21 protein-coding genes, 1 pseudogene and 2 riboswitches are annotated in these 21,829 nt (G+C 38.8%); of the genes and pseudogenes, 10 read left to right on the top strand and 12 right to left on the bottom strand.

Annotated features, from left to right (window positions below):
* Positions 1-238 precede the first annotated feature (238 nt).
* The gene (locus M3196_RS18920; RefSeq protein WP_251323897.1) at positions 239-787 is read left to right on the top strand and encodes a DUF3231 family protein; all 549 of its coding nucleotides are present in this window, start codon (positions 239-241) and stop codon (positions 785-787) included.
* A 56-nt stretch (positions 788-843) separates the two neighbouring features.
* Here M3196_RS18920 and M3196_RS18915 read toward each other — a convergent pair whose 3' ends face one another.
* Complete coding sequence (locus M3196_RS18915; RefSeq protein WP_251323896.1) at positions 844-1,014, bottom strand: imidazoleglycerol-phosphate dehydratase; 171 nt, start codon at positions 1,012-1,014, stop codon at positions 844-846.
* Between the two features lie 166 nt (positions 1,015-1,180).
* Here M3196_RS18915 and M3196_RS18910 point away from each other — a divergent pair, with 166 nt between their 5' ends.
* Both M3196_RS18910 and M3196_RS18905 read left to right on the top strand, forming a co-directional pair.
* Positions 1,181-1,378: a hypothetical protein gene (locus M3196_RS18910; RefSeq protein ID WP_251323895.1), complete on the top strand. Its 198-nt coding sequence runs from the start codon at positions 1,181-1,183 to the stop codon at positions 1,376-1,378.
* Positions 1,379-1,412: 34 nt separating this feature from the next.
* On the top strand, positions 1,413-1,580 hold the full coding sequence (locus M3196_RS18905; protein ID WP_251323894.1) for a hypothetical protein: 168 nt from the start codon (positions 1,413-1,415) through the stop codon (positions 1,578-1,580).
* A gap of 108 nt (positions 1,581-1,688) precedes the next feature.
* On the opposite strand, the gene M3196_RS18900 is transcribed toward M3196_RS18905, so the two are convergent.
* Positions 1,689-2,477: an ankyrin repeat domain-containing protein gene (locus M3196_RS18900; protein WP_251323893.1), complete on the bottom strand. Its 789-nt coding sequence runs from the start codon at positions 2,475-2,477 to the stop codon at positions 1,689-1,691.
* Between the two features lie 827 nt (positions 2,478-3,304).
* Between M3196_RS18900 and M3196_RS18895 the strand changes: the two genes are divergently transcribed.
* Positions 3,305-3,955, top strand: coding sequence for a FusB/FusC family EF-G-binding protein (locus M3196_RS18895; protein WP_251323892.1), 651 nt, complete (start codon positions 3,305-3,307; stop codon positions 3,953-3,955).
* A 103-nt stretch (positions 3,956-4,058) separates the two neighbouring features.
* On the opposite strand, the gene M3196_RS18890 is transcribed toward M3196_RS18895, so the two are convergent.
* Both M3196_RS18890 and M3196_RS18885 read right to left on the bottom strand, forming a co-directional pair.
* Positions 4,059-4,553, bottom strand: coding sequence for a GNAT family N-acetyltransferase (locus M3196_RS18890; RefSeq protein WP_251323891.1), 495 nt, complete (start codon positions 4,551-4,553; stop codon positions 4,059-4,061).
* Between the two features lie 154 nt (positions 4,554-4,707).
* Positions 4,708-6,228 (bottom strand): DHA2 family efflux MFS transporter permease subunit, encoded by a 1,521-nt coding sequence (locus M3196_RS18885; protein WP_251323890.1) that lies wholly within the window; start codon positions 6,226-6,228, stop codon positions 4,708-4,710.
* 160 nt (positions 6,229-6,388) lie between these two features.
* Here M3196_RS18885 and M3196_RS18880 point away from each other — a divergent pair, with 160 nt between their 5' ends.
* A complete protein-coding gene (locus tag M3196_RS18880) occupies positions 6,389-7,264 on the top strand; it encodes a TetR/AcrR family transcriptional regulator (RefSeq protein WP_251323889.1) in 876 nt (291 codons plus the stop codon).
* Between the two features lie 314 nt (positions 7,265-7,578).
* Positions 7,579-7,713: a hypothetical protein gene (locus tag M3196_RS22030; protein WP_276531440.1), complete on the top strand. Its 135-nt coding sequence runs from the start codon at positions 7,579-7,581 to the stop codon at positions 7,711-7,713.
* A gap of 77 nt (positions 7,714-7,790) precedes the next feature.
* Here the strand turns inward: M3196_RS22030 and metE are convergent.
* Positions 7,791-10,100, bottom strand: a pseudogene (gene metE, locus M3196_RS18875) (5-methyltetrahydropteroyltriglutamate--homocysteine S-methyltransferase).
* Positions 10,101-10,248: 148 nt separating this feature from the next.
* Positions 10,249-10,440: riboswitch (cobalamin riboswitch) on the bottom strand.
* 101 nt (positions 10,441-10,541) lie between these two features.
* Positions 10,542-10,652, bottom strand: a riboswitch (SAM riboswitch).
* A gap of 200 nt (positions 10,653-10,852) precedes the next feature.
* Between metE and M3196_RS18870 the strand changes: the two are divergent.
* Positions 10,853-11,902, top strand: a complete 1,050-nt coding sequence (locus M3196_RS18870; protein ID WP_251323888.1) for an NAD(P)/FAD-dependent oxidoreductase — start codon at positions 10,853-10,855, stop codon at positions 11,900-11,902.
* A 299-nt stretch (positions 11,903-12,201) separates the two neighbouring features.
* Here M3196_RS18870 and M3196_RS18865 read toward each other — a convergent pair whose 3' ends face one another.
* From M3196_RS18865 to M3196_RS18840, 6 genes are all read right to left on the bottom strand, one after another.
* A complete protein-coding gene (locus M3196_RS18865; RefSeq protein ID WP_251323887.1) occupies positions 12,202-13,209 on the bottom strand; it encodes a FecCD family ABC transporter permease in 1,008 nt (335 codons plus the stop codon).
* Positions 13,206-14,249, bottom strand: coding sequence for a FecCD family ABC transporter permease (locus M3196_RS18860; protein WP_251323886.1), 1,044 nt, complete (start codon positions 14,247-14,249; stop codon positions 13,206-13,208). The genes M3196_RS18865 and M3196_RS18860 overlap by 4 nt, the downstream gene beginning before the upstream one ends.
* 30 nt (positions 14,250-14,279) lie before the next feature.
* The gene (locus tag M3196_RS18855) at positions 14,280-15,224 is read right to left on the bottom strand and encodes an iron-hydroxamate ABC transporter substrate-binding protein (RefSeq protein ID WP_251323885.1); all 945 of its coding nucleotides are present in this window, start codon (positions 15,222-15,224) and stop codon (positions 14,280-14,282) included.
* 68 nt (positions 15,225-15,292) lie between these two features.
* Complete coding sequence (locus M3196_RS18850) at positions 15,293-16,105, bottom strand: ABC transporter ATP-binding protein (protein ID WP_251323884.1); 813 nt, start codon at positions 16,103-16,105, stop codon at positions 15,293-15,295.
* Positions 16,106-16,525: 420 nt separating this feature from the next.
* Entirely contained in the window at positions 16,526-17,362 is an 837-nt protein-coding gene (locus M3196_RS18845; RefSeq protein WP_251323883.1) for a cupin domain-containing protein, read from the bottom strand.
* Between the two features lie 289 nt (positions 17,363-17,651).
* Positions 17,652-18,305: a DsbA family oxidoreductase gene (locus tag M3196_RS18840; protein WP_338082967.1), complete on the bottom strand. Its 654-nt coding sequence runs from the start codon at positions 18,303-18,305 to the stop codon at positions 17,652-17,654.
* Positions 18,306-18,637: 332 nt separating this feature from the next.
* On the opposite strand from M3196_RS18840, the gene M3196_RS18835 reads away from it, so the two are divergent.
* Both M3196_RS18835 and M3196_RS18830 read left to right on the top strand, forming a co-directional pair.
* Complete coding sequence (locus tag M3196_RS18835; RefSeq protein ID WP_251323882.1) at positions 18,638-19,312, top strand: carbonate dehydratase; 675 nt, start codon at positions 18,638-18,640, stop codon at positions 19,310-19,312.
* 125 nt (positions 19,313-19,437) lie between these two features.
* Entirely contained in the window at positions 19,438-20,361 is a 924-nt protein-coding gene (locus tag M3196_RS18830) for a S66 peptidase family protein (RefSeq protein WP_251323881.1), read from the top strand.
* Positions 20,362-20,377: 16 nt separating this feature from the next.
* On the opposite strand, the gene M3196_RS18825 is transcribed toward M3196_RS18830, so the two are convergent.
* Entirely contained in the window at positions 20,378-20,704 is a 327-nt protein-coding gene (locus M3196_RS18825) for a hypothetical protein (protein ID WP_251323880.1), read from the bottom strand.
* A gap of 408 nt (positions 20,705-21,112) precedes the next feature.
* Here M3196_RS18825 and M3196_RS18820 point away from each other — a divergent pair, with 408 nt between their 5' ends.
* The gene (locus M3196_RS18820) at positions 21,113-21,787 is read left to right on the top strand and encodes a DUF421 domain-containing protein (protein ID WP_251323879.1); all 675 of its coding nucleotides are present in this window, start codon (positions 21,113-21,115) and stop codon (positions 21,785-21,787) included.
* The last annotated feature ends 42 nt before the right edge of the window (positions 21,788-21,829 follow it).

The raw sequence follows: 21,829 nt of genomic DNA, 5'->3' as shown, positions 1-21,829 counted from the left end.
TCAAGATATTGCTCATTCCTGCTGGTATAGCTAAAAAATCTAAAGCGGAGAATCCTGCCTATTGTTCAAAAAAAATGTATAGCTCCTTCTTGAAGAAATGCACTCTATTCTGTTATAAACAGCTACAGTTTTTATTGCATACTACCTTCGAACTGTTCATTTTATACATTGAATAGATTAAGCATTTCAGGAAATAATTCGTAATACCTACAACTTATTAATATCGGAGTTGATTTAAATGCCTAACATATTTGAAGCAATTATCGACTATATTAAAACCTCTAATGATAATGAACCCAAACCACGTCCGCATATCGGTGAAGCAATGGGATGCTGGCTTTATTTCACTGCTATAGCTGAAGAAATACCAGCTATAGAAGCATCATTAAACACAACAACGGATAATGAATTAATCAGTCTACTAAATAACTCTCTGGACCTTGCACAGCATCAATTAGATGTTTTAAGAAATTTCATGATTAACGAAGGTATCCCATTATCTCAAGTAGCAGAATCCAAACCTAAATCCGATCCAAACAGTGTACCTTTAGGTGTAAAAGTAACCGATGAAGAAATTGCTAACTTCATATCAATAAAAGTGGCTTCCAATATTGTTATGTGTTCTACAAATATGAGTCAATGTATTAGAAATGACATTGGTTTAATGTGGGCAAGATTTCATGCTGAGAAAATGATATTTGGAATGGAACTGAAAACGGCTATGCGCAAAAGAGGTTGGATTAAAGTTCCGCCTTATTATTATCCCCCCGGGGCACCAAGTAATTAATTTTGCTCCATCATCCCGAAAAAAAGAAATCGTGAGGTGCATGCCTCACGATTTCTTTATTCTCCGCTTTGCTTTGGTTTACTCTTTGATTTACTGCCCTTTTTTGAACGATATTCATTTCCTTTGTTATTATCCCCACTCACAAACTCACTGCTTAATTCTTGATTATACTGTGCTTGTGGTGAACCTTGATTTTGACTTCCTTCGCTACCATTGCGACTTGTCATCACATTCCCTCCTTTACTCAAAAACTTCCTTCTTAGTATTGCTTATACGTTTCCTTTTACTCATTATTCAATATAAGGGAGCATCAATTGCCGCTTTACGTATTCAACGGATGATTTAGGATCAATTGTTCATACTAAATTAAATACCTGTTCAGAAGGAGTTTACATGACACATCAAAAAAACAATTGGACTAAACCAGTTCCACAGAGTAAACAAGTAAAAAGATTAAACAAAAATGATGCTACATACGATGTATTTAAACAAGATATGGAAATGGATACAGATGTCAATGAAGACCCTAATAGAGAAAGATTATTGGATGAATCAATCGATTCTTTTCTAGAATCAAAGGAAGGACAGTAATTTTGAAACTATTATTATGTGAGGTGGATAAATAATGCCAAATAAAAACAATGATATTGAAAACAATGATATTGAAAATACAATTAAATATAGTATATGGAATACACGAACATATGAAGACCAACCTAGTGACAAAGAAAAATATGAACAATCAATTGACAGATCTACCCTAGAATCAAAAACAGCTGACAATCAAGAATAAGCAACCAACTTCTATATTTCATCGATAAATCTCAAATAAAAAAGTGCACTTCTCCTTCTTGAAGAAATGCACCCGATCGTTATATAGCCCCACTTAAAATTCAATTGATTATTTTAGTTCACTGGCAGATTTTGCCCCCTGACTAAGAAGCCAATGAACCAAATTGGTGGTGGCACTTCGTTCTGCTGCATCTAGTGGGGTCAATCCATCCCAATCTGAAATCCAGTTAAGATTGGCACCTCGGTCTAGCAAGTATTCTGCAGCATGTCGCTGTCCACCGTGGCAAGCGCACCAGAAGGCGACGTTAATTTTGTCCTGGAGTGAAGTGCATTTTGCTCCCCAAGGGTATCGCTCCGAAAGTGTTGCACCAGCGAAGTAGTTCTCTATTGTATCGATATGTCCTAAAGCAGAAGCATGCCAGAGTGATATTTGCGCTCCGCGCTCTACCAGCCTATGCGCCGCCCGCCACTGTGCGAACGCCACTGCATCGTCAAGTGGTGTTCCACCAGCGATCACTGCTCCCGGAGCTTCGATATCAGCTCCAACATCGAGAAGTGCGTCAAGCACTTCGATGTCGTCACTACTTGCGGCCCAATGCAGCGGTGTCTCAGAGTGTGATCCAGTGAATCGGCCGTTTACATCTGCACCGGACTCGACTAACACACGTACGGTAGACGCGCTGTTAGGAAAGTGACCGGGCCAATCGGTTACAACATGCAAAAGTGTTCGGGACATTCCGCAACTTTTACGTTCCTTATTATTGTCTTTTCCAATAATTCGTACCTTAGCCAATCCTGGATTCTCCGATAGAAGTCTTTTTAATGATTGGATATCGCCAGTATGAATCGCATTTATTATATTTAAAGTTAGTATGTCATCTTTGTAAATAAAGTCCATATCTTATTCCCCTTACACTCCATTTACTATTTCATTTCGATAAACAAAGTGGAACACCTTTTATAATTGGGTCCCATTACTTACAAAAAAAGCACATTTCTCCTTCTTGAAGAAATGCACCAGTTGCTTAACAAGGTTAGTTGTTCCCTTTGACTATAAATTCAATTTGACCTTTTATATTATAATTTTTTTTGTCATTTTCGGCATTTTTAACGTCAAAATCAACTGATCCATTTACAACATAAAAACCCGGGGAAACCCTTTATTAAAAAAGCTATTTCATAAAATCTATATATTCTTTTTCATCTTGTGAATCATACTCACCGCTTTTTTTGTATTCCTTAAGTAATGGTTTTCCTTTAATAAGAGTTGTACTTATTAAAGGTAGATTCATAGGATAACTACTCTGGAAGTTTCGTGTTTTTTTCAACCATAGGAAAATAGAATGGCGAAGTAGTGTAACAAATGCGGCTTTTGTCAAACACATCTTTATAATGTCTTCAAAAACCGGTCAATTCGGTGCATAGCTATCAAGTCTCCTAAATCATCATTTACTGTAAAATTCCTGTTAGATTCCTGTTAAAATTTAGGGTGTTCCAATTGAAGTTCCACTGAATACTTTTTATAATAGTGGTGAATGGAGGTTGATGGAAATGGCAAATCAGTTTGCCGGAATCAGAAGCTGCTCATGCAAAGCCTTGGTGTTAGGGCGATTCTTTGTATGGGCTGACGAGTGTTAAGATTGTCGCCCGAGAGTAGAAATCGTTTCTAATAATGGGCTTTGCACCTTGTTTTGTCATTTTAAAAAAATAAGGAGCTGAAAAGCAGTGAATACACCATTCATTAGAAACCATCATTATAACCTCATTAAAAAACAAGTTGGACAGCTGCAGCATGCGTGCAATAACGGTGCCGACCCGAAAGTGGTAGAAGCAGTAGAATTTAATGCTCTATCCCATATTTTAGATTCGTTTCCGGAAACAACAGATTCTCAAAAACATATATTAGAACAGTTTGTTGGATTACGCAAAACAGAAGAATTCCAGCAATATTTGTTTTCGCTGGAACCTTATTTGGAAGAGTTTTCGCAAGTAACTGGTAAACAGATCACCAAGTTGTTCCCAAAGAATAAAAAACTGAAGACTCCTGATTTGAATGTGATGGATCGTCGCAAAATCAGTTACCTTGGCTGGGTGGATATCGCAACGCAAAAATTGTTTCTCGTTTATCATCTGAACGGACAAACGGTGGGTGTTCAAGGACGATATACACCAGCAAACAAAGGGGTATGCTTTTTATGTAACGGAATTGGAGACGTCGCGCTGTTTTCTGCGATTACCAAGTCAAAACCAGCGAACGCTTCACCCGATTACTATAAAGCAATCGGCAATTATATGTGCGTTGACAGTCATACGTGCAACCAAAAAATCACGGATGTTCGCGTATTGGAAAAGTTCCTTCAAGAGGTTCTTTATTAATCCATAAAGTAATACCAAGTAAAAAACCAAGCCTTGGCTTGGTTTTTTATATTAATGAAAACATATATTGGCTTTTTATTATGCAGGTGAAATTCTAGTTAGTCTAAATACTTTCACTTCGTCTCTCTAATAAGATAACATCCCGCCAAACTCCATTCATTTTTCCAATTCTTTCTCTTACCCCGACTACTCTAAACCCTTTTTTCTTATGTAAAGCAATGCTTGACTTGTTCTCTGGAAAGATTCCAGCTTGCAGCGTCCATATGCCTTCCTTTTCACTAGATTCAATCAGTCGATCTAAGAGAGAACTTCCAATCCCTTTACCTTGTTGTGTTGAACTAACATACACACTAACTTCTGCAACGCCGGAATACACACATCTGCTCGAAACGGGAGTTAAAGCAGCCCAGCCTACAACATGCTCATTAGACCTGGCCACAAACCGACCCCTACCTAAATGGTTAGTGTCCCACTCCTCCCATGAGGGAGCTGCTTGCTGAAAGGTAGCATTTCCAGTGGCTATTCCTTCTAGGTATATGTTTACGACATGGTTCCAATCTTCAGGAAGCATTTTATCAATAGTCAGTATTTGATCCATAACCTTCACTCATTTCGTTCTGTTGTCAGTGTCTTATTAAATATGAAAAAGGTTGATTCTTTACAATCATACCAAGAACTATAAAGTTAGAAAACTTATGAAGTGCAGTTCTTATCTTAAAGTAAAAAAAACAAGCCGAGGCTTGTTTTTATTCTCATACCGTTACAGATTTCGTTGACGGTTTGCTTTGATTTTCTATTTTATTGACTGCTTCTGCACTTGTATCAACTCGTTTAACGAATAGCGCTAGTACTAAAGCGATAATATTGATTCCTAATGCTACGTAGAAGGAATATTGAATTCCGGATAAAAGTGCTTGCTGTGTGAATGCAACTGTTGAGGCTTCTGTAATGGTTGCCGGATCTACACCGCTCATTAAGCTTTCTGCTTCCGTTTTTGTTACAGAGTTCATAATCGTAACAAGGATTGCTGTTCCGATGGAACCTGATACTTGCTGAGCTGTATTGTTAACAGCAGTACCGTGCGGATTGAGTTTCGTCGGCAGCTGGTTTAACCCGTTTGTCATGATCGGCATCATAACCATTGAAAGACCAAACATGCGCAGCGAATAAACAAAGATGATATATGAATATGCAGAATCAGCATCCAAGTTTGCGAGCATGTAAGTGGAAACTGCTGTGATAGATAGACCTACTACCGCTAAAGCACGAGGACCAAACTTATCGAACAGTTTTCCTGTAATCGGCGACATAATCCCCATCATCAATGCTCCAGGCAGCATCATCAAACCAGAGTCCAGCGGTGAAATACCACGTACACTTTGGACATAAGCCGGTGTTAAGATCATTCCTGAGAACATAGCAATTGCGTTTACTATTGCGATTACGGAGGAAAGGGCAAACATTGGATATTTGTAAACGCGGATATCTAACAATGGCTGCTCTAATTTTAATTGACGAAGTAAAAAGAGAACTAATGCTATGCCACCCACGATAAGTGTGCTAAGAACAAGCGTATCTGTCCAGCCGTCTGAGCTTGCGGTACTGCATCCGTAAAGGATCCCGCCAAATCCGATACTGGATAAGACAAGAGATGCATAATCAAGCGATGCCTTTTTGTTTTGCGGCATCACATTATCCAGCTTCCAGACTGCAAATAATAAGCTAAGAATAGCTAAAGGTAAAATCATTTCAAATAGTAAACGCCAGTCATAGTATTCTACAATGTATCCAGATAATGTTGGTCCTATAGCTGGTGCTGTAATCATAACTAAACCAAAGACACCCATGGCGACACCACGTTTTTCGCGCGGGAAACTAACCAGCATAATGTTCATTAATAAAGGTCCCATTACGGAAGACCCCGCAGCCTGAATCATGCGTCCCGTCAGTAATAAACCAAAGTTTGGCGCGAATGCGGCTAAGGCTGTTCCTAACGTAAAAATAACCATTGACGTAATAAACAACGCCCTATTTGAAAAGCGTGTAATCAAGAAAGCTGATGCTGGAATCAATACCCCGCTGACAAGCATGTATCCTGTAACCAGCCATTGAACGGTTGAGTAATCTTTTATTTCTAAATCCACCATAATAGTAGGAAGTGCTACATTCAACAATGAGTTGTTTAAAAATGAAACAAATGCTCCGACGAATAAAATGACGAGCATTAAATAAGGTGGCTTTTTATGTTCTATACCTGAATCCGTAACTTTCATGTCTTTTCCCCTCTGCGAGTTTAATTTATATAATACTTAACTTTATTAAGTTTATACTCATGGTATAAAAAAGGCAATACTTTTATACCTTAAGTCTAAAAATATTGTTTTTCCAGTGGAAGAAAATTATACTAAGGGTATAGGTGGATGGGAGGAAGGCATGAATAATCGAAAAAGAAAAGTAGCTGACATTGCACTCAAACTCTTTATTGAAAAAGGTATTCAGCAAACCTCTATTCAGGAAATCACTGAAAAAGCGAACATCTCTAAAGGTACGTTTTATAATTATTTCTCTTCAAAGAGTGATTGTATCGCGGAAATTTTGGAATTCCTGCGCTATGATGCAAGTCAGCAGCGAATGGCACTGCAGATCGGCAAGGATCCAGGAGACCGCCAAGTTTTTATTGAACAAATTACAATCTTAATGCGTTTGAATCAAGAACGAAACTTAATACCTCTATTTGAAGCTATTCTATCTTCAAATGAAGCTGATCTAAAAAAACTGGTCATGCAGCATCGCGTTTATGAGATGGAATGGCTCTCAAACCGTTTTATAGATATTATGGGAGAAGACATCCGTGAACATTCTTTTGAAGCGACCGTATTGTTTTTTGGGATGCTCCAGCATATGTTATTTACGCTGCGAGTCACGAACAGTACCTATACATTAGATCATGTCGTCGCTGTCATTTTGTCCTACATCGAACTGATTGTGCCGAAGATGATGATGAATGATAAAGTGATGCTGAATTATTCTGCCATTGATCTGCTTCGCACAAATGCAAATAAAAAGGTGGTAACGAAGGAAGATATAATGAAATTGGCAGACCAGCTGCATGAGCATCATGCCTTTAATGAAGAACAGAAGGATTTATTCGATGCGATGGTGGATGAACTACAGCGCGAACGGATACGGAAGGTTGTCCTTCAGCCCTTATTAAAACCTTTTCAGCAGCTTTTTGACGAAACCCCGATTAAATCAGAAGTCCAGAAATTCACCAATATGTTATGGTATTTTTTGAGGACCTTATCATAAGAAGCTTAAAGAGGCTAACCGAAGAAATTTTCTCGGCAGCCTCTTTTTTGTCCGCTTTTTGGTATAGCATTTGAATGGGTTTGTTTACAGGCGGGTGTTTTTCATTATAAGGATGCTTATCATACTTATTACTCTTTTCCGATCTATCTGATGACACAAACCGGGTTCTTGATGTTCTATAAATCCATTTCATCCTATAGGGAAAAAAACGGAATGTAAAAAAGCTTCCATATCTTAGCAGCTTGATATTTATGGATAAAAGGTATTTGGATACAAATACTAAAAAAAATCATTAATCAATTTGGAGGTTTAGTATGCGTACTGAAACTGGCTTTGCCGCATTAATCTTCTTTTCTATTTTAGGTCTTGTTACTACTTTTATATTTAGCATGGTTCTTATCTCAAAAGTTAATGATTTAACAGAGTCCACAAAAAAAACATCCTATTAAGTGGTAGTGTCAAGATAATGCATTTACAACAATAAGTTTCTCATTTCCCTTGAAGATTCTACCTATTTTTATGATTTTTATATTTTTATTGTTTGCACTGCTCTAAGCTTTTCTCTCGTTTGTTTTGCCGCTTCAACCATCACCTTAAGCGATGCAACCGTCTCATCGATACTGCGTGTTTTTAACCCGCAATCCGGATTGATCCAGAACTGTTTCGGGTCTAACACTTGAAGGGCGCGATCGATGTTCCTTGTAAGTTCTACAAGTGTTGGTATACGTGGGGTATGAATGTCGTAGACACCTAGACCGATCCCGTTTTCATATGTATTCTCTTCAAAGGAATGAATTAATTCACCATGACTTCGGGATGTTTCTATTGAAATGACGTCAGCATCGAGCGCTTTAATGGCATCGATAATATTTTCAAAGTCAGAATAACACATATGGGTATGAATTTGTGTGTGGTTTTGAACAGATGCTGTTGCAAGTTTAAATGCATACACAGCAGCATCAAGATAGCTAGCCCGTTTTTCACGTTTTAACGGGAGCCCTTCACGAAGTGCCGGCTCATCGACTTGAATCATACGGATTCCATTCCCCTCAAGCGCCTCAACTTCTTTTCGAATCGCAAGCGCGATTTGATTTGCAACATCATAATGCGAAATATCATCACGTACAAACGACCAGTTTAAGAATTGTAATTGGACCTGTCAGCATTCCTTTTACAGGTCTGTTTGTTAACGATTGGGCAAATAAACAGTTTCTTCAACTGTTATTGGTTCTTCATAGGATACGTCCCCGTAAATAAGTGGCGGTTTCACACACCGCGAGCCGTATGACTGTACCCAACCAAATTTCGTAAATTGAAAGCCACCTAATTTTTCAGCAAAATATTCCACCATATCTGTTCGTTCAAATTCTCCATGTACTAACACATCAAGATCAATTTCTTCTTGAATTTCAATACACTTTTTAATTTCCGTTTGTATATATTCTCTATATTTAAAATCAGTTAACTCGCCTTTTCGCCATTTTAAACGCTGATTTCTTACTTCTTTGGTTTGTGGGAAGCTTCCAATTGTTGTAGTTGGAAGCAGCGGCAATTCGAAAACTTCTTGTTGAAGCTCTTGACGAACTTTAAAGGCAGCTTTGCGTTCTGATGTATACGTGTGCAAGTTTTGAATCGCTTTATGAACTCGTGTGTTGTTCCGAAATGATGCTTCATTTAATGCTTGTATGGCTTCTGTATGTTCTGTAATTTCTTTCTGAATGGTTTCTTTTCTTTCATGAAAGCCCTTTGTAAGGACAACAATTTCCTGCAGCTTTTCATCTGCAAAGGATAGGGCACCTTTTAGGACCTCATCGAGTGTTTCTTCATTTTTAACTGTAACAGGTACATGCAATAAGCTTGAAGAAGGCTGTACAATAAGATGATTTTTTGGTACGACCTCAGTAATCTCTTCAAGTATGGAAAACTTATCATCAAGATTCGCGCACCATATGTTGCGCCCGTCAATTATTCCAGCAGCTAGTACTTTATCTTTTGGAAATCCATATTTTTTTAATGCAGCAAGATTCTGTCCGTGGTCATGTACAAAGTCTAGTCCGATCCCTTGAACAGGAAGTGAGACAACCTCTTCGTAATGATCGACACTATCGAAATAAGTTTGTAAGATCACCTTTATATTCGGAGCTGCTTCATTCAATGTTTGATAGACTTCGTTCAATAAGACAACCTCTTCTCTTAAAAGGGTAGTAGATAAAATCGGTTCATCCATTTGTACCCACTCTACACCTTCTTCTTGTAATTCACGTAAAATATCAGCATAAAGCGGGACAAATTGATCAATCACGGTTTTAAGTTCACTTTCTTTATAGCCTTTTGACAATTTCACAAATGTTACGGGTCCTAATATAACAGGTTTACCATCAATACCAAGTTTTTGTTTCGCCTCCTTATAGAATTGAAGAGGCCGATTTTCGACAAGAGTTGGTATCGCATTGTCCAGTTCTGGAACGATGTAGTGATAGTTCGTGTTAAACCATTTTGTCATTTTAGATGCGATCGCACTTTGAGTTCCTCGTGCTATATTAAAATAGGTTTCAAGTGTCACTTTACCTCCACCGTATTCAAACCGCTCCGGCACTAGACCGAACATAACAGATGTATCAAGTACATGATCATACATGCTAAAGTCCCCAACTGGGATCATCATAATTCCTAGGTCTTGTTGCTTTTGAAGATGATGTAGACGAATCTCCTCCATTATTTTTAAGAAATTCTCTTTCTCTAGTTTACCTGCCCAAAACTGTTCAAGTGCTTTTTTCCATTCGCGTTGTTCACCAATTCTTGGATAACCTAAATTCGAGCTTTTTACTTTACTCATCGTAATTTCCTCCTTTTAATTTCGATCTCAACTAAAAGAATCTCCCTTTCCAATGTGAAAAGAGAGATTCATACGCATAGCTAACTAGAGTTGAGATATTCTGGTTTTCTCAACACGTATTCCTCACTCCTCCCTATAACCCGTAGAGTACAAGCGAATACAACAGGCAGGTCTCCTGACTAAGGTTCATCACTTCTTATCCCTTCCCATTTCTATATGAAACAGTGGCTATTTGATAAGTAGCTCCCCATCACAGTGGCGGGACCGTGCCGGAATTTCACCGGTTTCCCTTTTAAGCTGAGTGAATCATTCACAAAGCACCTGATGCATTTTGTATGAAATTTTACTGACAAATGGAGCAAAAGAATGAGCTTACTTTTTTTAAAGACAAAAATACCTCTCTATTTAAAATAGAGAGGCATTCATCAATTATGAGTTCCCCTCTTATTTGTCAAAGCTATATGCTCTGCAGGAATTAGCACCTTTTCAACGAGTTCGTTGAATGGTTGCTGGGTTTCATCGGGCCAGTCCCTCCACCTCTCTTAATAAGAGTTTTAATATTTTGAATTTAATAGCCATATTAACATGATAAATATAGACTGTCAAAAAGAATTTCTAAAGATTATTTTTCCTAATTACATTTTAATTAGTTATGTAGAAGATTAAAGAAAACCATTGTAAAAAGGTGAGATTCATAATATATTTAAATGAGAATGATAATCACTATTATTGCTTCCTGAGGAGGAACGCATATGGAAAACAAAGATATATTTGATGTAACCATTATCGGCGGAGGGCCCGCAGGTCTGTATTCAGCCTTTTATAGCGGATTAAGACAGATGAAGACAAAGATCATTGAGTATCAGCCGCATTTAGGCGGAAAGCTACATGTATATCCTGAGAAAATGATCTGGGATGTTGGCGGCCATACACCCCTTTCAGGTGCAAAGCTTATTGAAAAGCTGGTAGAACAGGGATTAACGTTTAACCCGGAAGTTGTTCTAAATGAAAAAGTAGAATCAATGACTAAGAACGAAGAAGGCATCTTTATTTTAAAAGGCGCCAGTGGAGAGATGCATTATTCAAAAACGGTTATCGTTGCAGTGGGAAGCGGTATCTTAAACCCGCAGCGGCTTGATATTGAAGGTGCTGAAAGATTTGAAGTTTCTAATTTGAACTATACCGTTAAGTCATTACAGCAATTTAAAGATAAGACTGTCATTATTTCTGGCGGCGGTAATACTGCTATCGATTGGGCAAACGAATTAGTGCCGATCGCAAAAAAAGTTTACCTTACATATAGAAAAGGAACGTTAGCAGGGCACGAGGCTCAAGTTACACAACTAATGAACAGTTGTGCGGACTGCATCTTTAACACCTCGATCTCTAAGCTGTTTGCTTGCCCAAATCATGAAGTGATCGAACAGATTGAGTTAACGAATCATGTAACGGGTGAGGTTTCCTACCTTCCTATCGATGAAGTCATCATCAATCATGGCTATGAACAAGATACTTCACTGCTTGGAAATAGTGAGTTGAATATCGAGCTTGCCGATAATTTTTATATCGCAGGAAATGCGAACAGTGAATCGTCAGTCCCTGGACTGTATGCTGCCGGTGATATTTTGAAACACGAGGGCAAACTGAATTTGATCGCAGGTACGTTCCAAGATGCAGCAAATGCTGTAAACAAAGCGAAGCAGTTTATCCAGCCAGATGCTCAAACTGTAGCGATGGTTTCTTCCCATAACGAAGTATTCAAAGAACGTAACCGTGAACTAGTCAAACAGATGATCAATTAAAGAGTTAGGGGCAATCCTCAAAAGAAATATTTGAGATTGCCTTTTTTTAGTGTGGTTTTACGGTACGTGTTCTTTTATTTCTTACACGTTCGCTCAGAAATTCATGATCTTCGCTCCATTTAGTCTTGTATCGCTCAAACCGGGTCCAGTTACGCTCAAAAACTCTCCGTTTCGCTCAAAACCCTTCCCTATACGCTCACCGATCTTACTATCGCACAAAAAACATGAACAAAATTTAAAAAAGCTGCCCCTAAAGAGCACAACTAGCGTGTACTTTTTGGGATCAGCTTCTTTTTTCTTTATTTTTTTGCTAATAAATACATAAAATACGGTGCTCCAATAATCGTTACGATGATTCCAGCCGGGATACCGCTTGGATCGAGAATAACTCTGCCTATCGTATCGGAAGCTAGAAGCAAGATCGCACCGATTAAAGCGGCAACGGGCAGAAACGCTTGATGTCTCGGACCAACAAGCGATCTGGCAATGTGAGGAGCCATCAGTCCAACAAACCCGATGCCTCCGCTGACCGCTACAGAAGCAGACGCCAGAGCGACTGCCATCATGATCAGAACGATTCGCTCCCGTCCGGTATTCACTCCAACACCGATAGAAACATTCTCGTGAAGGTTAAGCGTGTTCAGCACATTAGACTTCATCAGTGTAATCGGAATCAACACGCATATCCAAGGCAATAACGAAAGAACAAACGTCCAGTCATCACCCCAGATTCTACCCGCCATCCAGTTGGCCATAAACGAGTAATCTTCCATATCTAATCTTGTGGATAAGGTTAGCGTGGCACCGTATAAAGCAGCAGCTAGACCGACACCAACCAGCACTAGTCTTGTTGGCTCTACACCTTCGCCTTTTATGTAAGACATAACGTAAATAATCGTTGCTGTTATCATTCCGCCTGCTAGAGCAAAGAGCGGAAGCACGTACAAGAAACTCGATGTTTCAACCGTGAAAAACATGATATAAACCACAACCATCAAACCTGCACCGGCATTAATTCCTAAAATACCAGGGTCAGAAAGCGGGTTCTTCGTTAAACTTTGAAGGATGGCACCAGACACAGCGAGCCCCATCCCAGCTAAGATGGCTACAAAAATTCTAGGCAATCTAAACTCAAACAAAATCAAATTTTCTCTTGGTGTTCCCTGTCCGATGATCGTTCGGAACAGTTCTGCAGGTGTTAACGACGCAAATCCAGTGGCAACACTAATAATAAAAACCGCTAACAGCAAAACGATTGCCACAATCGTCGTTATTCTAATTCTCTTGACCTGACTTGGGTTCATCATGATAGTTTTCTTCCTCCCTTTCTTGCAAGGTAAAGGAAGAATGGTACACCGATCATGGCAACAACCGCGCCGACTGGCGTTTCATAAGGAGCATTAACGGTTCTGGCAAACGTATCTGCTAATACCATCAGTACACTGCCGAAAATAGCGGAGCACGGAATAATCCAACGGTAGTCCGTCCCCACAAGAAATCGGACGATATGCGGAACCATAAGCCCTACAAATGCAATTGCTCCAACAAGTGAGACCGCTGCACCTGCCAGGATCAGCACGACAGTCATCAGAACGACTTTTGTAAGCAGAGTCCGCTGCCCCAGCCCTTTTGCCACCTCTTCACCAAAGCTAAGGATGGTGAGCTGCCTTGAAAACATAACTGCAATCAGGATTCCCACAATGACGACCGGTACAATAAGCTTCAGCTGTGCCCAATTTGTTCCTGAAACACCTCCGGCTGTCCAGAAGGCAAGGTCTTGAGAGAGCTTAAAGTATAATGCAATCCCCTCTCCTAACGAAGAAAGCAGTGCAGAAACAGCTGCACCGGCTAAAGTAATCCGAATCGGAGAGAGTCCTCCTCTGCTCATTGAGCCTAATCCGAACACCATTCCTGCACCTATTCCTGCACCAATAAAGGAAATCATCATCACTGTAAAATAGTTTGCACCTGTGTTAAAAGCAAACACACATGCAAGGGCGAGACTCGCACCCGCGTTCAAACCAAGCAATCCAGGGTCTGCAAGAGGATTTCGGGTCATCCCCTGCATGATAGCTCCACTGACTGCAAATGCAGCACCGACAATAGCAGCACCAAGCTCCCTCGGTAGCCGGAGGCTGACAATGATGCGGTCAGCTTCCCTGCTAGGATCATAGTTTAAGATAGAATTCCAAACCGTAATAAAATTTATTTTGGCAGCACCGACTGAAATCGCAAGACCTATACTCGCAATCAAAAGGATGAATCCAAACAGTAGAATAACTGAACCTACCGCAGGCCTCGAATACACTTTATTATCTTTTATAAGCTTGGTTTTTGTTTTGAACATAGCCTATTTCCTTTTTATTTAAAGCTTTTATTATTTCTTTTTTGTTAACTCTTCAACAATGATTTCTAACTCTTTTTCTAAAGAGATCGGGTCATTGAAATAGAAGGATTCAGAGTCAAACTTGATTGCGTTTCCGTTCTTAACAGCCGGAAGCTCTTTCCATACATCAGATTCCATAAATGAGTTATCCGGGTTGCCGGCACCAGTACCAACAAAGATATAATCTCCAGCGTATGTTGGAATAACTTCAGTAGAGATCGCTTTCCAGCCAGGTCCAAATACATCTTCTTCTAATTTCTTAGGAGCCTTTAGTTCAAGAGCTTGATAGATTACTTCTGTTCCACGTCCCCAGTTTTCACCGTAAACATACATATCTTTTCCGTAAGCTTCCATGACCATGAACGTTTTGTCTTCACCGATTGCATCTTTAACTTTTTTACGTGCGTCAGCTGCTTTCTTTTCCCACTCTTTTACCCATGCTTTTGCTTCTTTTTCTTTACCTACCATCTTACCAATCTCAATATGCTGTTCTTTGTAATCATACTTGTCATATGTCATTGTTACTGTTGGCGCGATTTCTTCGTACTTCTTAATGTTTTTATCATCAGAATACGTAATGATTAGATCTGGATCCAGTTCTAGGAGCTTTTCATAAGAATCTGCTGTAACAACTTCTGCTTTATCCAGTTTGTCGCCATAGAATTTGTTTTGCTTTGGATATTCGTTTACTGCAATTGGCGTAATCCCTAAATCTAGCAAGTTACCAGCGTATGTAGCCGCCATCATCGCAACACGTTTTGGTTCAGCAGGTACCTCTACATTCCCATTCTCACCTTTATAAATTCTTGTTTCATTTTTCGAATCTTTTTCTCCAGCACTTGCGCCTTCTTCTGATTTATTTCCGCATGCAGCCAGTGCAAATACTAGCAGCATTGTCATAAAGCTAAGTAATAATTGTTTTGTACGTTTGTTCATTTTGTTATCCCCCTATATTTGACAATAAAAATCATTCTCAATTAAATGTAAAAAAGAAAGGCGACCAATTACGCCAAATTCTCTACTAACTGAACACTCTTGATGAGATCATATGTTAGACAGACGGGCTTTCTCGTTCTCGGATCCATGCCGATCTCAGCATCGATGTTAAATACATTTCGAAGCACCTGACGTGTCATTACTTCTTCTGCTGTGCCCTCTTTCAGGATAGAGCCTTCTTTCATCGCCACCATATGATGAGCAAATCTCGCTGCATGATTCAAGTCATGAATGACCATTACGATCGTGCGCTTTTCGTCACGGTTCAGCTGGTGCAATAACTCAAGCACTTCTAACTGATGAGATAGATCCAAGTATGTAGTCGGCTCATCCAGTAAAATAATATCTGTCTCTTGAGCTAACGCCATAGCAATCCATACACGTTGACGCTGTCCACCTGAGAGTGCATCAACCGGACGGTCCTTGAACTCAGAAACACCAGTCACATGAAGAGCCCAGTCGATCACTTCAAAATCTCTCTTCGTCAGTTTTCCAAAGCCTTTTTGGTATGGAAACCTTCCGTAAGAAACGAGTTCTCCTACCGTAAGCCCCTCCGGTGATTCTGGAGACTGCGGCAAGATCGCCATCTTTTGAGCGATTTTCTTTGTAGACTCTTTACTAACGGCTTTGCCATCAAGGTACACTGCACCAGATTTCGGATTCAATATACGCGACAACGTTTTCAAAACCGTTGATTTTCCGCAGCCGTTTGGTCCGATGATCGTAGTGATCTTCCCATCTGGAATCGATATGTTGAGATCTTTTACAATGTCCCGTTCACCATAAGCAATATGTAATTGTTCCGCGTACAGTCTGGACATGGTTTCGCCCTCCTTCAAAACTGTTTATTGCAATTGTATGTTTAATTGAAAATGATTATCAATCTCGTTTTTCATTTTATTGTAATGCCTCGAGTGTGTCAATATGTTTTATAAAGTTTTCACAATGTATTTATTTTAGCTTTACGTTACGGTACGTGTTCTTTTATTTATTACACGTACGCTCAGGATTTGTAATGTACGCTCAAAACACATCGAGTACCGCTCCAAATGGCTTACGTTTCGCTCAGATCCTTGCCGCTACGCTCAAAAACACCTTGTTTTCGCTCAACCGAGGATTTTCCTTCTGAAAAATCTCCTTTTAAACTGCATAATAAGCTGTATTTATCAAAAAAAATGACACCAAAAGTTGAAATACACGCTTTTGGGTCATTTATTGATAAAAAATTGAAGTTTTTTTACTTATTCACTTGCTTCAGCAGCCATAGCCGCTGCTTTTGTTGGGTGAACGGTTCCAAACGGATGTTCAGGAGGCGCATAGATTGCATATAGTTTTATTGGTTTATCTCCTGTATTGGTAAGGTTATGCCATTTTCCAGCAGGAATCATGATGGCAAAGTCGTCATAAGCTTCCACCTGAAAGTCTAATTGATCCTGACTATCCCCCATTTGAACAATGCCTTGCCCTTCTTCAATTCGCAAAAATTGATCCGTATTCGGGTGAACTTCCAACCCGATGTCATCCCCAACATCAATGCTCATCAATGTCACTTGCAAATGTTCGCCAGTCCATAAAGCGGTTCGGTACGTATTGTTTTGCTTTGTCGCTTCATTAATATCAACAACAAACGGCTGGCCGCCATAATCCTTGATCTCTGCAGGTGTATCTCGATATAAACAATCAATTTGAGCGGAGATTTTCTTTTTCTCTGTGAAAGCCTGCATAAATATTTGCTGGATATAAGGATTATGACTGCGCTGACAGTAATCATGATATGCTTGACAACCTTCTACTTCCGCTTCAAAAGCGATCCTCAACCCATCTTTGTAACCATAGAAAGCCACTTGATCGATTTGGTACTCAGGCTGCTTTCCTGTAATAGAAATATAAAGATCAGTAAATTGTTTCAAATGATCTTTTTTGCCTTCTAAAGCATAAAGAATATGATACCTATGATATTGATTCGGTGCAGTATGTGCTAATCGACTATAAAAGTCAATGGCTGAAGCTTCTCTTTTGATTCCAGTAAGTATGGTTTCAACTTGTGAATGGTCATTACGGTAGTAAGAATTATACATTTCGCTCATTCCCTTCAAAGACTTATCAAATTATCATATGCCTATGTCTAGAGAATGTACGTAACCGTTTCATCATCCCAAAATAAAAACTTTCTTTCTTTGTTGTTGGCAATTTCCATCATCATCCCTTTTTTTACACCTTGTCAGTATAGCGATAATGGAAACTTCCTCATTATTTTGTGAACGATTGTTTGATTTAACCTTTCATACAATAATAAAAAAGTGCACTTCTCCTTCTAGAAGAAATGCACCTGGGTTTTGAGTTTAGATATATATTTTAATCTAACCACTACTTTTTGGGTATGTCACACCCTTCGTCATCACAGATGGCTCCGTCTTGATTGTTTAAAACGGTGATTTCATCCTCTGCGATGATTTTTTTCAAGGCATTGACAATCACCTCAGTCGGCTGTGCTCCAGTAAGGGCGTATTTTTTATTAATAAGGAAGAATGGAACGCCGGTAATTCCGTACTGTCGACCTGTTTCCTCATCTGCACGAACGGCATCCGCCATCTCATCACTTGCCAGCATTTTTTCTACTGCATTCCTGTTCAATCCGACTTCTGCTGCCAACTCCGTTAATGTTTCATGATCCCCAATATGTTTGGATTCGGTAAAATAAGCACGCAAAATCCGATTCGTCATCTCATGCATTAAGCCATGATTTTTAGCAAACATCGTGACTCGGTGAGCATCAAAGGTGTTGGTTAAAATTAATGTATCAAACTGAAAATCTACTCCAGCTTCCTTCCCCATCTGCACCATATTCTCTGTGTTTGCTTTTGCTGTAGCTATACTCATCCCATATTTTTGGGCTAGTTTTTCGTACATGTTTTGTTTATTATCCCGTTCCATTGTCGGATCCAACTCGAAGCATCGATACATAACTTCAATCGGATGGTCAATCTGCTTAATAGCGTCCTCCAGACGCTTTTTGCCAATATAGCAGAACGGTCAAGCGAAGTCAGTCCACATTTCAATATGCATATATTATCCCTCCAATTGTTGTTTTCACCTTCAGTATAGAAGTTAAGCTAGTATTTTACACGTAATTTGATTCTGTGCTTTGAATCTTGTGGAGCGAGCTTTACGCTCTCCTAATCGATCAGCTAATAAAGTAAAATTCCACTTTCATTTTTTCTATTTTACTAGAAGAACCCCCTATGTTTTTGTATAGATAATTAAATTTTACTGGATTGAATTTCAATAAATTAGTTACCTAACTTACAACATTGCATAACTTGAGTAGATAAAATAATCAAGAGGTGGTCAGATTGAAGCATAATAAATTGACAGATTGTTTTCAACCATTTATCAGTCCTAACCCAATTACTTCATTTAATCCTGTTCAAATTTCTCCTAAAATTGACAAAAGTTCATTCATTAGTCCTTTTACCAGTGTAATTGGTGATGTGGTTATAAGAAAGAATGTTTTTGTAGCTCCTCTTGTTAGTATACGTGCGGATGAAGGAACGCCCTTTTATATTGGGTCTAATACAAATATTCAGGATGGCGTAGTTTTACATGGATTATTAAATAAATCCATTCGTGTAGATGGAAAGGATTATTCCATCTTCATCAGCAAGGAAGTATCTGTGGCACATGGTGCACTTATACACGGACCTTGTTATATCGGAAAAAAGGTTTTCGTCGGCTTTAAAACAATTGTATATGACGCGATTGTAGAAAGAGGCGTTTTCATTGCAAATAATGCAGTCGTCACCAATGGTGTTCATGTTGCAAAGAATCGGTTCGTTCCCCCTGGAGCCTATATTGATTCCCAGAAAAAAGCGGATGCACTCTCAAGAGTACCTGCTGACAGCAAAGAGTTTGCCAGAGAGGTCCAGCGAGTCAATCAGGAATTCCCCGCTTCTTATCATCTATTGTTTGGGGAAAGCCGCTGTTCTTGTGGAGTTGCATACAACGATGATAAAGAAAGTACTGAATAATTTTAAAAAATGTGATACGAGAAGAGCCGTTTTGTGCATTTCCCTTCTGTTTTAAGGAATGACATCTCCTTTAATAAAATATATATGTGAAGAGATTTTTGGTTCTACGGAGGGAGCTGCGAGAGATGGCAATAAAACCACTTCAATTGCAACAAGGTGACACGATAGGAATTGTTACGTTAGGCAGTCCGCTAGAAGCTAGCGTTATAAATCAAGGTATACGTATATTAAGAAATATGGGGTTTCAAGTAATTGTAGGAAAATATGTATATGCCACTGACGGTTTTCTTGCAGGTACTCCAGAACAGCAGGCATCTGATTTAATGTCGATGTTTGAAAATAAACAAGTGAAATTGATATTGCCTACAAGAGGAGGTGTTGGGGTTGCAAGCATTCTTCCCTTCCTCGACTTCTCCATTATCAACAGCAATCCTAAAATAATTTCGGGGTATAGTGACATAACCATCTTGCTAAATGTCCTTTACCAATATGCAGATTTGGTTACTCTTCAAAGCTTACTGCTTCTTGATTTCAGTCCGAACACTCCTTCGTATAACTATAACCAATTCTTCAATGCTACGACACGATTAACAGCGCCTTGGCAAATAAATAACCCTCCAGGAATCCCGCTTGTAAGTAAAGTTCCCGGTAATGTTACAGGTCCGGTTGTTGGAGGTAATCTGACATCATTTGTAGGCAGTTTAGGAACACCTTATGAGATCGACACAAAGGGGAAGATTTTGCTTCTGGAAGATACACATGAACCCGTAAATACCATTTTTCGATACTTGAACCATCTGAAGCTCGCTGGTAAATTTGAAGATTGTATCGGAATTATCATGGGGGAATGCACGAATTGTCAGCCTGCTTATGGGAAAACGTACGAAAATGTCATTGATGAATTTATCGTTCCGTTGGAAAAACCACTTATGACGAACCTTGCAAGTGCGCATGGTTATTATAAAGCAGCGGTACCGATCGGCGTAAACGTGAACTTGAATACGTACAACCGTACCATTACTGTAACTGAACCAACAGTTATGGGGTGAACTGCAAAACTGAAACTTAATTCGTTTTTTTCGTTCCATGTGGCTGAATATTTCGTTTGAATCGTTTCTGTCTGATCCTACAAACTCTTATGATTGATAATGAGTCCATGTTGGCGAAGTAGATCTGCTTTAATTCGCTTTTTTCCATATGTACCCCGTGATGCTTTAAAAACCTTATGAAATAAGTAAGAACATCCTGGTATTGATCATCCCGAAGGCGTTTCTCTTTTTCTTTCTTCCATTTGTAGTACCCAGCACGTGATACAGTAGTTGATTGAATAAATGTGGTGATAGGAACGATCTTTTCAAAAGCTGCGATAAAAGACAACTCCTCTTTTTTCATTATCACTCCCTTTTTGTTTGATTGACTTTTTTACGTAAAGGAATTCAGCTTTAAGAAGTTTGTTCTCTTCCTCATGTGATAAATGCCTTTTCTTAGGTCACAACCTTTTTTGTCCAAACCTATCTGTAATCCCATCCCAACCTTCCTTTTGTACTTTACGCACCGAATTCCTACAGATCCTGTATATGTTTAGTAATCGTGTTTCAATTCTCTGGTGGCTACATCTATCCGTAATTTTTTTGGAGGAATAATAGGGAACACCGAAAAATTTGAAGAGGAATAAAACAAGAATCATTTTGGCTGGAATTGTTAACTATAAAAAAGGTAGAAAATATACCTAACCAAATAGAAATAATTTTGATTCCTTGAGAATATACAATACTCGTGTCTGATTGGAGTTTGCATAATATGAAAGTCATGTACCTAACAATGGAGATTTTCATTGGTTTTTTTCTTTTATTTATAATCATCAAATTTGTTGGAAAGAAAATTATTAATCAGATCACACCCTTCACTTTTATTTCCGCTATAGTGTTGGGAGAATTATTAGGAAACGCATTATACGACCATGAAATCGGAATCTTTTACATTACCTATTCAATGTTATTATGGGGAGCTTTACTTTTTATGGTCGAATATTTAGGACAGAAGTATCTATCAGTTCGTGGCATTGTTGAAGGAAAACCGTCCGCTCTTATTAGAAATGGAATAGTCGATAGAGCTGAATTGAAAAGAAATAGAATGAATATTAATCAGTTACAAAGTTTACTTCGTCAAAGTGAAACATTTTCTATAAGAGAGGTTGCCTTTTGTTATTTAGAAGCAAACGGATCAATAAGCATTTTAAAAAAGTCAAAGTATCAAAAAACTACGCAAGAAGATTTTAATATGCCTTCAAAACCAGTTTTCGTTCCTGTTACATTAATTCGTGATGGTAAAGTATTATGGGATGAACTAAATGATTTGGGTTTTAATGAAAAATGGTTAAAAACTCAACTTATTTCTCAAGGTATTTCTGATTATAAACATATATTTTTAGCCGAATGGCAAGAAGATGACGGTTTTATGGTTCAGACATTTTAAAGAACCATTTATGCACTTATTATTCGAATGGTTCAAGGTATT

Source organism: Fictibacillus nanhaiensis (genome assembly GCF_023715445.1).
Lineage (GTDB): Bacteria > Bacillota > Bacilli > Bacillales > Fictibacillaceae > Fictibacillus > Fictibacillus nanhaiensis_D.
This window is presented reverse-complemented; position numbering and strand designations above follow the sequence as displayed.